This is a genomic window from Pantoea allii, assembly GCF_002307475.1.
GTDB classification, from domain to species: domain Bacteria; phylum Pseudomonadota; class Gammaproteobacteria; order Enterobacterales; family Enterobacteriaceae; genus Pantoea; species Pantoea allii.
Window position 1 is genome coordinate 183,991 of sequence record NZ_NTMH01000040.1, and the last position, 14,173, is coordinate 198,163.

At 54.7% G+C, this 14,173-nt stretch carries 16 protein-coding genes; 6 read left to right on the forward strand and 10 right to left on the reverse strand.

Annotated elements, in window-relative coordinates; genetic code table 11:
* The first annotated feature begins 74 nt into the window (after positions 1 to 74).
* Together CMR03_RS17910 and rlmC are read left to right on the forward strand one after the other, a co-directional pair.
* Entirely contained in the window at positions 75 to 542 is a 468-nt protein-coding gene (locus CMR03_RS17910) for a YbjO family protein (RefSeq protein WP_063878922.1), read from the forward strand.
* Between the two features lie 48 nt (positions 543 to 590).
* A complete protein-coding gene (gene rlmC, locus CMR03_RS17915) occupies positions 591 to 1,736 on the forward strand; it encodes a 23S rRNA (uracil(747)-C(5))-methyltransferase RlmC (protein ID WP_096012208.1) in 1,146 nt (381 codons plus the stop codon).
* 60 nt (positions 1,737 to 1,796) lie between these two features.
* Here the strand turns inward: rlmC and artJ (CMR03_RS17920) are convergent, their stop codons facing one another.
* The 6 genes from artJ (CMR03_RS17920) to CMR03_RS17945 all read right to left on the reverse strand — a co-directional run bounded on the left by artJ (CMR03_RS17920) (position 1,797) and on the right by CMR03_RS17945 (position 6,295).
* Positions 1,797 to 2,528: an arginine ABC transporter substrate-binding protein gene (artJ, locus tag CMR03_RS17920; RefSeq protein ID WP_096012209.1), complete on the reverse strand. Its 732-nt coding sequence runs from the start codon at positions 2,526 to 2,528 to the stop codon at positions 1,797 to 1,799.
* 122 nt (positions 2,529 to 2,650) lie between these two features.
* Positions 2,651 to 3,319 (reverse strand): arginine ABC transporter permease ArtM, encoded by a 669-nt coding sequence (artM, locus tag CMR03_RS17925; RefSeq protein ID WP_096012210.1) that lies wholly within the window; start codon positions 3,317 to 3,319, stop codon positions 2,651 to 2,653.
* A complete protein-coding gene (artQ, locus tag CMR03_RS17930; RefSeq protein WP_096012211.1) occupies positions 3,319 to 4,035 on the reverse strand; it encodes an arginine ABC transporter permease ArtQ in 717 nt (238 codons plus the stop codon). The genes artM and artQ overlap by 1 nt, the downstream gene beginning before the upstream one ends.
* Positions 4,036 to 4,041: 6 nt before the next feature.
* Positions 4,042 to 4,773, reverse strand: coding sequence for an arginine ABC transporter substrate-binding protein (gene artJ / locus CMR03_RS17935; RefSeq protein WP_063878927.1), 732 nt, complete (start codon positions 4,771 to 4,773; stop codon positions 4,042 to 4,044).
* 15 nt (positions 4,774 to 4,788) lie between these two features.
* Positions 4,789 to 5,517 carry an arginine ABC transporter ATP-binding protein ArtP gene (gene artP / locus CMR03_RS17940; protein ID WP_096012212.1) on the reverse strand — a complete coding sequence of 243 codons (729 nt, stop codon included), beginning with the start codon at positions 5,515 to 5,517 and terminating at the stop codon, positions 4,789 to 4,791.
* Positions 5,518 to 5,755: 238 nt separating this feature from the next.
* Positions 5,756 to 6,295, reverse strand: coding sequence for a lipoprotein (locus CMR03_RS17945; RefSeq protein ID WP_096012213.1), 540 nt, complete (start codon positions 6,293 to 6,295; stop codon positions 5,756 to 5,758).
* Between the two features lie 105 nt (positions 6,296 to 6,400).
* Here CMR03_RS17945 and CMR03_RS17950 point away from each other — a divergent pair, with 105 nt between their 5' ends.
* Both CMR03_RS17950 and CMR03_RS17955 read left to right on the forward strand, forming a co-directional pair.
* Positions 6,401 to 6,721 carry a heavy metal-binding domain-containing protein gene (locus CMR03_RS17950; RefSeq protein WP_096012214.1) on the forward strand — a complete coding sequence of 107 codons (321 nt, stop codon included), beginning with the start codon at positions 6,401 to 6,403 and terminating at the stop codon, positions 6,719 to 6,721.
* On the forward strand, positions 6,718 to 7,542 hold the full coding sequence (locus tag CMR03_RS17955; protein ID WP_063881141.1) for an N-acetylmuramoyl-L-alanine amidase: 825 nt from the start codon (positions 6,718 to 6,720) through the stop codon (positions 7,540 to 7,542). The genes CMR03_RS17950 and CMR03_RS17955 overlap by 4 nt, the downstream gene beginning before the upstream one ends.
* A 23-nt stretch (positions 7,543 to 7,565) precedes the next feature.
* Here the strand turns inward: CMR03_RS17955 and ltaE are convergent, their stop codons facing one another.
* From ltaE to CMR03_RS17970, 3 genes are all read right to left on the reverse strand, one after another.
* Positions 7,566 to 8,627 carry a low-specificity L-threonine aldolase gene (gene ltaE, locus CMR03_RS17960; RefSeq protein WP_244181396.1) on the reverse strand — a complete coding sequence of 354 codons (1,062 nt, stop codon included), beginning with the start codon at positions 8,625 to 8,627 and terminating at the stop codon, positions 7,566 to 7,568.
* A gap of 63 nt (positions 8,628 to 8,690) precedes the next feature.
* A complete protein-coding gene (gene poxB / locus CMR03_RS17965; protein WP_096012216.1) occupies positions 8,691 to 10,412 on the reverse strand; it encodes a ubiquinone-dependent pyruvate dehydrogenase in 1,722 nt (573 codons plus the stop codon).
* A 122-nt stretch (positions 10,413 to 10,534) separates the two neighbouring features.
* Positions 10,535 to 11,434: a LysO family transporter gene (locus CMR03_RS17970; protein WP_096012525.1), complete on the reverse strand. Its 900-nt coding sequence runs from the start codon at positions 11,432 to 11,434 to the stop codon at positions 10,535 to 10,537.
* A 136-nt stretch (positions 11,435 to 11,570) separates the two neighbouring features.
* Here CMR03_RS17970 and CMR03_RS17975 point away from each other — a divergent pair, with 136 nt between their 5' ends.
* On the forward strand, positions 11,571 to 13,220 hold the full coding sequence (locus CMR03_RS17975) for an ATP-dependent nuclease (protein WP_096012217.1): 1,650 nt from the start codon (positions 11,571 to 11,573) through the stop codon (positions 13,218 to 13,220).
* 71 nt (positions 13,221 to 13,291) lie between these two features.
* Here the strand turns inward: CMR03_RS17975 and cspD are convergent, their stop codons facing one another.
* Positions 13,292 to 13,516 (reverse strand): cold shock-like protein CspD, encoded by a 225-nt coding sequence (cspD, locus tag CMR03_RS17980; RefSeq protein ID WP_024470922.1) that lies wholly within the window; start codon positions 13,514 to 13,516, stop codon positions 13,292 to 13,294.
* Between the two features lie 318 nt (positions 13,517 to 13,834).
* Here cspD and clpS point away from each other — a divergent pair, with 318 nt between their 5' ends.
* Positions 13,835 to 14,155, forward strand: a complete 321-nt coding sequence (clpS, locus tag CMR03_RS17985) for an ATP-dependent Clp protease adapter ClpS (RefSeq protein ID WP_063878933.1) — start codon at positions 13,835 to 13,837, stop codon at positions 14,153 to 14,155.
* The last annotated feature ends 18 nt before the right edge of the window (positions 14,156 to 14,173 follow it).

Here is a 14,173-nt window from a genome sequence, read left to right on the forward strand (position 1 = left end):
AACCGCCGACTTTTGCCATTCTGTGACGAGGCTGGTTAATCCAGCCTCTTTATCGTCATGGTGGAGTAAAAGGCATGTCGGAAACCCTTAAGCACGGCTCTGTTTTACCCTCAGCCCCGGTGCCCGTCACGGTGGCTGGCGTGGCGATTATTGCCACGCGCTGTCTGAGCGTGCTGATGCTGGCTAATGCGCTGGGTTACGCCGAAATAGCCAACTTTGTGCACCGCAGTGCGCAGTCATGGGATTCCACGCTGATCTTTATCGCCAGTCAGGTCATTTTCTTATTTGAACTGCGTTGTGCTTTTACCCTGATGCGCGGCAGCAACCGGGGGCGCTGGGGATTTGTCGTAGCGCAAATCGTGGTGCTGTTTTATATGCTCATGGCTTCCACCGGCTGGATCTACCCGGAAATCTTCAGCATTCAAGGGGATAATAACCTGCAGATTATCCATCGCACGCTGCTGCAAAAACTGCCCGATCTGGTGGTGCTGTTGCTGCTTTTTCTCCCCGCCAGCAGCCGCGCATTTTTCCGTAAGCGGTGATACAATCGCGCTCCGCCAACCCTTCCGACCGTTAACACAGGCTTTACCATGCACTGCGCGCTCTATGACGCTAACCGTTGCCGCTCTTGCCAGTGGCTCGAAAAACCCTATTCCCAGCAGCTTGATGAGAAACAGTCCCAGCTGACTCAGCTGCTGGCCGCGTTTCCGGTTAAACACTGGCTGCCGCCGGTCACGTCGGCCCAGCAAGGATTCCGTAATAAGGCAAAGATGGTGGTGAGCGGCAGCGTTGAGCGTCCGATTTTCGGTATCGTACAGCGTAACGGTGAGGCGACGGATCTTTGCGCCTGTCCGCTCTATCCCGACAGCTTTTCCCCGGTACTGGCGAGCTTAAAACCCTTTATCGCGCGCGCAGGCTTAACCCCTTACAACATCGAACGGCAGCGCGGTGAACTCAAGTATTTGCTGCTGACCGAAAGTACCCAGGGCGGGATGATGCTGCGCTTTGTTCTGCGATCGCACACCAAGCTGGAGCAACTGCGAAACGCACTGCCCTGGCTACAGCAGCAGTTGCCGCAGCTGAGAGTGATTTCAGTCAACATCCAGCCGGTGCATATGGCCATTCTGGAAGGGGATGAGGAGATCGCGCTGACGCCAATGCAGTCGCTGGCCGACGTTTTTAACGGTGTTCCGCTGTGGATACGGCCCCAAAGTTTTTTCCAGACCAATCCCCAGGTGGCCAGTGCGCTGTACGCGACGGCGCGCGACTGGGTGCGTCAGCTGCCGATTACCAGCATGTGGGATCTGTTTTGCGGCGTGGGAGGATTTGGCCTGCATTGCGCTTCACCAGAGATACAGCTGACCGGGATCGAGATCAGTGCTGAAGCCATTGCCTGCGCGCAACGCTCAGCACAAATGCTGGGTCTGGATAACGTCAGTTTTGCCGCACTCGATTCCACCGCCTTTGCCACTGAGCGTGATGCGGTGCCGCAGCTGGTGCTGGTGAATCCGCCGCGCCGGGGGATTGGACAGGGGCTGTGTGATTATCTCCGCACGATGGCGCCTGACTATGTGCTCTATTCAAGCTGTAATCCGCAGACGATGGCGCAGGATATTGCCCGGCTAAGCGATTACGATGTGACACAGGTACAGCTGTTCGATATGTTCCCGCATACGGCGCATTTTGAAGTGCTGACGCTACTGACGCATCAACGGCTGGGTGGGCCAGTCAGGTAATCTGCTGAACTGAGGACAGTGCAGAACCGGTCAGCAGAACACGCCGCTGGCCCATAATACTTATTCAGGGAACCATTTCTGATTAATTTTCTGCCAGCTACCGTTCGCTTTTAACGCCGCCAGAGCCTGATTAAATTTATCGCGCAGTGGGTCATTACCTTTGCGTACCGCAATGCCCAGGCCGGTACCAAAGTAATCTGCATCCGTTACGTGCTCACCGACGCTGGCCAGTTCGCTGTTACTTTTTAACCACTGATTGACGACTGCGCTGTCACCAAATACGCCGTCAAGACGACCGCTTTTCATATCCAGAATGGCATTCTGATAGCTGTCATACGCCACGACTGTAATTTCAGGGTGCTTGTCCTGCAGATATTTCTGGTGCGTCGTACCATTCTCAACGCCAATTCGTTTACCTTTCAACGCATCGACAGAACTGAACTTCCCTTTCGGCGCAATCACGATGGCGGAGTTCGCGTAATAGGGCTGGGTGAAATCAACCTGCTTGCTGCGTTCAGCAGTGATGTCCATACCTGCAATGACGGCGTCATAGCGGCGGAACTTGAGCGAAGGGATCAGGCTGTCAAACGCCGTATTAGTAAATGAGCATTCCGCTTTCATCTGCGCACACAGCGCTTTCGCCAGGTCAATGTCGAAACCCACAATCTGGTTGTCGCTGTTCAGCGATTCAAAAGGAGGGTAGGTAGCAGAGGTGGCGAAGCGAATCTTGTCAGCTGCCTGGGCGCTTACCGCCAGGCTTGCCAGTACGGCGGCAATCATCCATTTTTTCATTACAGGCTCCCGTTAGCCATCAATAACACAGCAAGTGAATGCGCCACACGATGCCAGTAAATGAATTTTTATTCAATAAATATGATTATAAAATTAATCAGGCAGGTTGCCCTGCCGAAGGATTAATTCCGCCGTTCAAACGCCAGGGCGCGTTTCTCAATCAGGCGCATCATGAGGGTAAGCAGACCGTTAACACACAGGTAAATCAGCCCGGCAGCCGCGTAAACCGTGACGTCATAGGTTCGGCCATACAGCAGTTGACCATGCCCCATCACCTCCATCAGCGTAATAGTAAACGCCAGTGATGTGCCTTTAAACACCAGCACCACTTCGTTGGAGTAGGAAGACAGCGCGCGCTTAAACGCATAAGGCAGCAGAACACGCAGGGTTTGCCGGGGCGTCATGCCCAGCGCTTCACAGGACTGCCACTGACCCGCAGGAATCGCCCGAACGGCACCGTAAAACAGCTGCGTCGTATAGGCCGCGCTGTTGAGTGACAACGCCAGCATGGCGCACAGCCATGGCTGCGACAGCAGATGCCATAACCAGGGCACCGTTTGCAGGCTGGGAAACTGCCCCGGTCCGTAATAGATCAGGAAGATCTGCACCAGCAGCGGCGTGCCGGTAAACAGGGTAATAAAGCCTTTTACCAGCGGCGAAAACAGCGGCGTTTTCAAGGCCAGCACGATGGTAAACATCAGCGACAGCAGCAGCGCGATGACCAGGGAAGCGGCGGTTAAGCTCAGGCTGGTATTCAGCCCTTTCAGCAGTTCGGGTAGATAGTGCAGCATCAGCGGTCCCCCCGCTCAAAACGGGTAGTGCGCAATTCAATTCGACGCAGCACGGCCTGACTGAATAGCGTGATCAGCAGGTAAATGGCCGCCGCCACTAAAAACCAGGTGAATGGCTCCTGGGTTCGGGTCGCGATACTTTTGGTCTGCAACATAAGGTCGTTAACGCTAATCAGCGACACCAGTGCGGTATCTTTCAGCAACACCAGCCACTGGTTTCCCAGGCCTGGCAACGCATGACGCCACATTTGCGGCATGATCAGGCGGACAAAAATCGCTGACTTTTTCATGCCGAGCGCCTGGCCTGATTCCCACTGCCCAATCGGCACGGCTTTCAGCGCGCCGCGCAGCGTTTGCGACGCATAGGCGGCATAGAGCATCGCCAGCGCAATCACGCCACAGAGAAACGGGCTGACGTCAAAATTTTCAATCTGCATCTGAACCGGCAGCCTGAAAAAGCCGAAGTTCAGGACAACGCCATCGGATAAGGTCAGTAACACCTGTGATGCGCCAAAGTAGATAAACAGCACAACCAGGATTTCCGGCAGGCCGCGAATCAGCGTGACCAGAGCGGTACCGATCCATGCCAGCGGCTTCAGCCGCATCGACTCCCAGCCGGCAAAAATCATCGCCAGCACCAGGCCAGCGATGAGGGCACAAACAGCAAGGCCGACGGTCATGCCGGCGGCGCTTGCAAGCGGGATTATTTCATTCATCAGAAATTACTGCTGGAACCATTTGCTGTAGATGGTTTTGTAGGTGCCATCGGCTTTGATTTTATCAAGCGCGGCATTGAATTTGCTTTGCAGCTCAGTATTTCCCTGACGAACGGCAATGCCCAGACCGGTTCCGAAATAGTCTTTATCGGTCACTTTCTCACCCACCGGGGCCAGGTTAGCGTTCTGCTTAAGCCACTCGTTGACGACTGCGCTGTCGCCAAAAACGGCATCAATGCGGCCATTTTTCAGATCCAGCACCGCATTCTGGTAGCTGTCGTAGGGCACCACGGTAATATCCGAATGCTTATCAGTCAGGTATTTTTGATGGGTCGTCCCGTTCTGTACGCCAACGCGCTTGCCTTTCAGCGCTTCAATGCTGGCGACTTTGCCTTTTTGCGCAACGAAGGTGGCAGAATTGTCATAGTAAGGTTTGCTGAACAGCACCTGCTTTTCACGTTCAGGCGTAATGTCCATGCCGGCCATCACCGCATCAAAACGGCGAAATTTCAGGCTGGGGATCAGGCTGTCGAACGCCTGATTAGTGAACGTACAGGTCGCATCCATCTCTTTACACAGCGCATTAGCCAGATCGACATCAAAGCCCTGAATTTTGTTATTCGCATCAACAAACTCAAAAGGAGGATAGGAAGCCTCGGTAGCAATACGAATGGTTTCGGCAGCGGAAGCGCTCAGGCTTAATCCGGCAAGCAGTGCAGCAAGTACGACTTTTTTCATTGTTAGCATCCTGACTTAGTGCGAAAGATAGTGTGCAAACGCCTCGGTTTGCGGCTGTGTAAAGCGGCTGGCATCGCCCTGTTCCACAATGTGACCGTTTTCCATGTACACCACGCGGCTGGCCGTTTTACGTGCCACTTCCACTTCATGGGTGACGATCACCTGAGTAATCTGGGTCTGCGCCAGTTCGCGAATGATACTGACGATCTGTGCGGTGATCTCGGGATCCAGCGCGGCGGTAGGTTCATCAAATAACAGCACCTGCGGCTCCATCATCAGCGCGCGGGCAATGGCAACGCGCTGCTGCTGTCCACCAGAAAGGTGCAGAGGAAAGCGGTCGCTGTAGCTGGTGAGACGCAGGCGATCGAGCAGTTTGTCGGCTCTGGCCCGGGCATCGGCTTTGCTTAAACCCAGTACACGGCAGGGGGCTTCCATCAGGTTTTGCAGCACGGTCAGGTGCGGCCAGAGATTGTACTGCTGGAAAACCATTCCCACGTTTTGACGCAGTTCACGTATCGCGGCCTCAGAAGGGGTTTTGCTGAAGTCGAAATCATTACCTGCAATGTGCAACTGACCGGAGCGGGGATGCTCAAGCAGATTCAGCACACGCAACAGCGAGCTTTTGCCTGCGCCGCTTGGGCCAAGCAGCACCAGCGTTTCGCCCTGCGGACAGTCCAGGTTGATATCAAACAGCGCCTGATGAGCACCGTAGAAACAATTAATCGCGTTTAGTTGAATACTCATGCGCCAATTTTGAATAGCTATTAGTTTTGCGGATTTTAACGTCACCAAAATAGTTATGCAATTAAGGTGGCTTAAAATTTACGAATAAGCGGTAAACACCCAAAAGATTAGCACAAGATGTTGTGAGGTGACCGGCAGGCGTTTCTGGAAAGCAGACAGGATGCCGTCTGAAAACGCACGGCCTTCAGGCCGGCGCTTTCAGACGTTAAAGTGAATCAGACGTGAGAACGAACAGGGTTTATTTTTTCGCCTTTTCAAGCATCTGGCTCAGCGAACCGCCTTCGGGATGCGATCCCTCTGCGACATAGCGCACATCGTCCACCACCCAGCAACTGCCCTGGTGGATCATCAGCACTTCATCCTGCCACTGCTTATTGTCGCGGCTCATTTTTACCCGTAGCGGAATATTGCGGGCATCCCGGTTCGGGATGGTTGATGCATCGGCAACGTCAGCCTGAGCGGGCCCCTGAGCAAGGCTGGAGAACACATCGCCGTTGCGCCATTTGGCGGCATTTTGGCTTTGACTCGCTTCCTGAAGCGAATGATAAAGCCCTTCGCTCAGGTAGGGACGATAGTTTGCCAGTGTCGTGCTATCAGGCAGACCGGAGGTAGGATGTTCAATCCGCATATCATAGAACTTTTGTGCCACGGTATCCGGGCCGCCTTCAATGCAAGGGGCGGTTCGTGGGCCATTATCCTTGGTTACCGGCTCTACTGTCGTACAGGCACTCAGCAGTAGCGCGGCCGGGAGCAAAAGCGCAAAACCTTTGTTTCTCATCTCGATTTCCTTATTGTTCTCTGGCAAGGTGCCTTTTTAACATAGAGTATAGTTCTGCTTTTAGGTGAAAGAGCCTTTGGTCGGTTTACGCAACGGGAGAACAGGATGAAATTTTCGACGACGCCCACGCTGGAAGGCCACAGCATTACGGATTACTGTGGCGTAGTGACCGGGGAAGCGATTCTCGGTGCTAACATTTTCCGCGATTTTTTCGCCGGTATCCGCGATATCGTTGGCGGCCGCTCGGGCGCTTATGAAAAAGAACTGCGCAAGGCGCGGGAGATCGCATTCAAAGAGCTGGAAGAGCAGGCCAACGCGCTGGGGGCCAATGCGGTGGTCGGTATAGATATCGATTACGAAACCGTGGGTAAAGACAGCAGTATGCTGATGGTGAGCGTGACGGGCACGGCGGTTATTATTCGTTGAAACGGTTGCTACTGCTGTTGACGGTCTGGCTGCTGGTGGGCTGTCAGTCGGGCATAGAATCGCGACCAGGCTACTGGGTCGATCTGCGTCACCCTGCACAGGGCGCGCGACCACGGGTTAAAGTGGTGGTGATACATTATACCGCCGAGGATTTTTCCTCTTCTCTGGCGACGCTGACCGATCGTGAGGTCAGCGTCCATTATCTTATTCCCCGTCAGCCGCCGCAGCGTAAGGGCCAGGGCATTATCTGGCAACTGGTACCGGAGACGGATCTGGCCTGGCACGCCGGGCCAAGTTTCTGGCGCGGCGCAACCCGCATCAATGACACATCCGTCGGTATCGAGCTGGTCAATAACGGCTATCGCCGGACGCTCACCGGGCTGACGTGGCAAGCTTTTCCGCCTGGGCAAATCCGCGCCCTCATCGCCCTCATCAACGACATCACCCGACGTTATGGTATTGCGCCGGAAAATATCGTGGGCCACAGTGATATCGCTCCTCAGCGTAAACAGGACCCAGGCCCGCAGTTTCCGTGGCAGCAGCTGGCTGAACAGGGCATCGGGGCCTGGCCCGATCCGCAACGCGTCGCTTTTTACTTAGCCGGGCAAGATCGTGAAGCAGCCGTTCCGGTTCCCCTCCTGCTTGATCGTTTGCAGCGTTACGGTTATCAGGTAACCGAAGGGATGACGGCGCGTGAGCAACAGAACCTGATTGCGGCTTTTCAGATGCATTTCCGTCCTGCTCACTATCAGGGGTTCGCGGATGCTGAAACGCTGGCGATTGCGGAGGCGCTGCTGGAAAAATATGGGGAAGCGCAATAACCGGCGGTTACTGCGCTTCCAATCTAGCGACCCGCGTAAGGGGACGCCGGCAGGGTAGATATGTTGACGGCGGCATCGGGACGATGCTGCGCTAAAAACGCCCGCCAGTAGGCCAGTACCTTTTCCAGCACCGGGCGCTCAGCATCCAGATGGGTGACGATTCGGGTGACGGGACCAACGCTCATCAGGACATCATGGGATTTCATCCACTGGCCCAGCGCGTTAACCTGGTCTGACGGCACGCGCACGAACAACATATTTGTCTGCTGCTCGGTCACCTCGACACCGATTTTCTGCAACTCCTGTCCCAGCCAGGCGGCATTCTCGTGATCGGTCTGCAAACGCGCAACGTTATGTTGCAGCGCATACAGCCCAGCCGCGGCCAGCACGCCAGCCTGGCGCATACCGCCGCCTGTCATCTTGCGCCAGCGGCGCGCACGTTCAATATAATCCGCATCGCCACAGAGCAGCGAACCCACGGGCGCGCCCAGGCCTTTCGACAAGCAGATGGTTAACGTATCGCAATAGCGGGCAAGGTTTTCAAGGGTGGTTTGCTGCGCCACGACGGCATTAAAAATACGCGCCCCGTCAATGTGCAGCGCCAGCTTATGCTCGCGGGTGAAATGCCACGCCTGCTCCAGATAGGCTGCGGGCAGGGCTTTGCCATGATGGGTGTTCTCAAGGCTAAGCAGTCGGGTGGGCGCAAAATGGATATCGTCGGGTTTGATAAATTCGGCCACCACATCCAGCGGCAAGCTGCCATCGGCGGCAGCGAGAATGGGCTGGGGTTGAATGCTTCCCAGCACCGCTGCGCCGCCTGCTTCGTACTTATAGTTATGTGCCTGCTGGCCCACAATGTACTCTTCACCACGCTGGCAGTGGCTCATTAACGCCACCAGGTTGGCCTGGGTACCGGTTGGCAAAAACAGCGCAGCGGCTTTGCCGCTCAGTCGTGCCGCTTCGGCTTCAAGTGCGTTAACGGTGGGATCGTCCCGATAAACGTCATCGCCGGTTTCAGCCGTCATCATCGCCTGTAACATGGCAGCGCTGGGACGGGTTACGGTATCACTGCGTAGATCAATCACATTGTGCTCCTGGGCAGCGGAAAGCCAGGCGGGCGGAGAGCCCGCCTGTAACATCCATCTGTTTTACCGCAGCCAGTTAGTTTTTGCCAGTTCAAGTACTTCGTCACCGCGACCGTTTATGATGGCGCGCAACATGTACAGGCTGAACCCTTTGGCCTGCTCCAGCTTAATCTCTGGCGGCATCGCCAGTTCCTCTTTCGCGGTAATCACATCCACCAGAACCGGGCCATCGTGAGCAAAGGCCTGTTCCAGCGCGCCATTCAGCTCGGAGGCTTTCTCCACCCGAATGCCTTTCACGCCGCAGGCCTGAGCAATGGCGGCAAAATCAGGATTGTGCAAGTCGGTGCCATCGGTGAGGTAACCGCCAGCTTTCATTTCCATGGCGACAAAGCCCAAAGAGCTGTTGTTGAAAATCACCAGTTTTACCGGCAACTTCAACTGGGCAACAGTCAGGAAATCGCCCATCAGCATACTGAATCCGCCGTCGCCGCATAGCGCCACGACCTGGCGGTCACGGTTAAGTGACTGTGCGCCCATCGCCTGTGGCATCGCGTTTGCCATTGAACCGTGGTTAAAGGAACCCAGCAGGCGGCGTTTACCGTTCATTTTCAAATAGCGTGCTGCCCACACGGTTGGGGTTCCCACATCGCAGGTGAAAATCGCGTCGTCGGCGGCAAGCTCACTGATTTGCTGTGCCACATATTGCGGATGAATCGGCTGGTCATCATTGGCTGTTGCCAGCGAATCCAGATCTTTACGCGCCTCGGCATAATGCTTCAGTGCACTGTCCAGGTGACGCTGCTCGGTTTTGACCTGCAGTTTGGGCAGCAGAGCACGCAGCGTGGTTTTGACATCGCCGATACAGGCCTGATCCACATGGCAGTGCGAGCCCAGGCTGCCGGGGTTAATATCGATTTGAATGATTTTCGCTTTTTCAGGGTAGAAGGCGCGGTAAGGGAACTGGGTACCAAGCAGCACCAGGGTATCCGCATTCATCATGGCATGAAAGCCTGAGGAGAAACCAATCAGCCCGGTCATGCCGACATCATAGGGATTGTCGTATTCGATGTGCTCTTTACCGCGAAGCGCATGCACAACTGGCGCTTTCAGCATCGCCGCCAACTCGACGACTTCACGATGTGCACCCGCACAACCACTGCCGCACATCAGCGTAATATTGGTCGCGCCGTTCAGGGTTTGCGCCAGGGTAGACAGCTCATCGGCGGACGGTAGCACGACCGGCAACTGCGGCGGATACCAGTCTGCGCGTGCGGATTCCGGTGCTGGCTGCAGCGCCACATCACCGGGCAGCACAATCACGGATACGCCGCGATTCAGAATGGCTTTGCGCATGGCAATGCCCAGCACCTGTGGCAGTTGCTCGGGATTCGACACCAGCTCGCAGTAGTGGCTACATTCGCGGAACAGCTCCTGAGGATGGGTTTCCTGAAAATAACCACTGCCGATTTCGCTGGAGGGAATATGCGCGGCAATCGCCAGTACGGGCACCCGGTTGCGGTGGCAGTCAAAAAGCCCGTTAATTAAATGCAGGTTACCGGGACCACAGGAGCCGGCGCACACCGCCAGTTCGCCACTGGCGTGCGCTTCTGCGCCTGCCGAGAAGGCAGCCACTTCTTCATGTCGGGTTGGCATCCACTCAATGGTGCCCATTCGGTTCAGACTGTCACTCAGGCCGTTTAGTGAGTCACCTGTGACGCCCCAAATACGTTTTACGCCGGCGTTTTCCAGGGTTTTGGCCACCAGCGCCGCTACGGTTTGTTTCATCTTCTTCTCCTTGGTAATCCGTCGCCATCCAGGGGATAGCAGAATCAAACAACTCAAAGAAGCGTAGACGACGCTGATTCAACTCAACCGTAAAAAATTGCATCAAAAGTTGAATTGGGCGGTCAGGCGGAGAACAGGGCGATGAGTACCGGTGCCAGCAGGCTCATGACAAAGCCGTGCACAATCGCGGCCGGGACGATTTCTGTACCGCCTGCCCGTTGCAAAACCGGTAAGGTAAAATCCATAGAGGTTGCGCCGCATAAGCCCAGTGCAGTGCTGCGGTGACGGGCGATCAGCGCAGGGATCAACATAATCGCGATAAGCTCTCGCAGCAGATCGTTGAAGAAGGCGGCGCTGCCAATTACCGGGCCGAAGGCTTCCGTCATCAGAATCCCCGATAAAGAGTACCAGCCGAAGCCACTGGCCAGGGCCAGCCCGGTTTTCAGCGGCAGTCCCAGTACCAGAGCCGCGATCATTCCCCCCAGCAGCGCACTGATCAGCACCGCGAGCGCGACCATCATGCCACGACGGTTTAAGACCATCTGGCGCAACGTCATCCCACTACCGCGCAGTTGAATGCCCACCAGCAGGAGCAGAAAGATTAATGCATATTCACTGGCGGCGGCGGCATGATGCAGCCAGGGCCATTGGGTCAGGCCCAGCGCAAAGCCTACGACAACCACACCACATAACGTGAGTGATTCCAGCGCCATATGCAGACGTGAAGGAAGCTTTTGCGGTTTGTGACTGTGCTGCCAGGGCAGCCGTTGCTCCAGCCAATGCAACGCCAGCAGGTTACATAGCAGAATGCATGTCGCTGTAACTGCCGCGGTATAAAACACCGTAAGCAGATTGCTGCTGAGATTATCGAGAAAGGCCAGGCTGATGCCCATAAAAAACAAAATGACGTAGACCATCCAGCCTAACAGTCGGTTGACGGCCTTGAGAAACGTCACGTGTCGAAGCGGTAACAGCCAGCCTGCCAGCAGGGGCAACAGGATAATTAAGAGTCCGGAATACATATTGATCGGTTCGTCCATGTCGAAAGTCTCGACACGCTAGCGAAAAAGCCCAGGTGAGTAAACCCTTACAACAAAGTGACTTGACCGCCTGATGAAGCCGCTTCATTCTGCGGACAACAAAGAGGATAAAAACGCTATGATTCTGGAACATATCGATATCCGGGGATTTCGCGGCATTAATCAGCTCTCTTTACCCCTGACGCGTATAAACCTGCTGATTGGCGAAAACGCCTGGGGTAAATCCAGTTTGCTGGACGCGCTCAGCCTGCTGCTGTCGCCCCACTCGCGTGAGTATGTGTTTTCTCCTGACGATTTTCACTTTACGCCGGGCGAGGTCGACGATCGGGTTCATCGCCTGTCGGTCGTTTTCCACTTCACGGATGACGACGCGGAAAACAGCGACCTGCTACAGCCGTTCTGGCAACCCGCCGAACAGGGACAACGCCGACTGAGTTACAGCGTGCACGCCCGGCGACGTGACGGCCAGATCACCTCAACACGGCGCTTTATCGATAGCCATGGTCATGTGCTAGCGGAAGAGGGAAGTGCGGCGGCGATAAGTTATCTGCTGCGCATGAATCCAGTATTACGGCTGCGCGATGCACGTTTTAGCCGACGTGTTCGCCCGGTCGAAAGCGGTATTGATGCCCGTCTTTCCACCCTGAATCAACTGGCGAAAGAGCTGGATAAACTGACTCGGGATCTGGAACAGCATCCACAGCAATTGAGTAATGACATGCTGCGTCAGGGATTACAGACCATGCAGCAGCTGATGGAACACTACTTTCTGGTCCAGCATCCTGAGAATGGCGGACAGATGCACCGCGTCGATCCACAATCACGTGACGGTATTCAGGGCTGGCGTTCACTGGACCAGCTGAATCATCTGATTGCCGCCACGGACGTCCGCAGCCGCCAACTTATTTTATTGCGCATGTTTAGCTTGCTGGTCCAGGCGCGAGGAAGCGAACCTTTGGCACCGGGCGCCCGGCCGTTGTTGCTGATTGAAGATCCGGAAACCCGGCTGCATCCCATCATGTTATCCGTAGCATGGAACCTTCTCACGCTGCTCCCGTTACAGAAGATTGCGACGACCAATTCTGGAGAGCTGCTTTCTCAGGTCGCGGTGGAGAACGTTTGCCGATTGGTGCGTGAGCCAACGCGCGTGGCGGCATGGCGCATTGGTCCCGAAGGGCTGAGTGCGGAAGAGAGCCGCCGCATCGGCTTCCATATCAAAGTCAACCGGCCTTCAGCCCTGTTTGCCCGTTGCTGGCTTCTGGTTGAAGGTGAAACCGAAGTCTGGATCATCAACGAAATGGCGCGACAATGCGGTTTTCACTTCGCCGCTGAAGGAATTAAAGTCATTGAGTTTGCACAGTCCGGGCTAAAACCGTTGTTAAAATTTGCCCGACGTATGGGCATTGCCTGGCATGTGCTGACTGACGGGGATATGGCAGGGAAAAAATATGCAGCCACGGCGCGCAGCCAGCTCCAGCCTCATGATGTCGAGAAGCATCACCTGACGCAGCTCCCGGCGGCGGATATGGAGCAGTTCCTTTACCAACATGGCTTTAGTGATGTGTATCATGAGGCAGCGCACCTGCCGTTAAACGTACCTGTCAATCCCAGGCGTATTATTACCAAAGCTATTCATCGTGCATCAAAACCTGAACTGGCTATCACGGTCGCTATGGCAGCAGCCGAACGCGGCAGCGAGGCAATCCCGGAACGCCTACGGGAGATGTTTTCCCAGGTGATTACCCTGGCGCAGGGCAAAGCGGGATAGGGGTTACAGCGTAAAAATGCCAGCGCGGCAGGCTGGCATTGTTGACGGAGCGGTCCAACGTTGGGGGGATCTCAGGCTACGGCCTGTTGCACTTCAACAGGTACAATCAGACTGGCATGGTTGCCTTTAGGGCCTTGATGAACGTCAAAATGAACCTGCTGGCCCGCTTTTAGCGTTCTGTAACCATCCATCTGTATTGTTGAGTAGTGTGCGAAGATATCTTCTCCGCCCCCGATTGGACAGATAAAGCCGAAACCTTTGGCGTTATTGAACCATTTAACGGTACCTGTCTCCATGCTTTTACTTCCCTCGCAAGACATTTTATAAGTAGGTGAGGTCACTGAAGCCGTGAGTCGGGTTTGATTAAAACTCAATCAGCTTATGAAGGTAGAATGTAGAGAAACTGCCACTGTCGTCAAGCAAAGCACCGGGCAACGTGGGGAAAAAATCATCAAAATTTGAGGTAGTTAACGCTATTTGAAATTTTGTGATACAGGTCGCGTGCAGGGTTTTTTGCCTGAGAATGCATTAGCGGCAGTGCACTTGACACACGTGTTAAACTCTACAGATGACCCTGGATTTGATGACGATGCACAGAATCACAACGGAACACTATGGCAAACACAAATGACTGGCTAAATTTTGAACACTTAGCCGACGAAAAAGTACGCGAAGGGTTAAAACCGCCTTCCATGTATAAAGTCATTCTGAATAATGACGATTATACACCTATGGAATTTGTTATTGACGTTCTGCAAAAGTTCTTTTCTTATGATATTGAACGTGCAACGCAACTGATGCTGAAAGTTCACTACCACGGTAAAGCAATCTGTGGTGTATTTACCGCAGAGGTCGCTGAGACCAAAGCGGCGCAGGTGAATAATTACGCGCGGGACAATCATCATCCGTTGCTGTGTACGCTTGAAAAAGCCTGAGCCTCTCTCCATACAGGA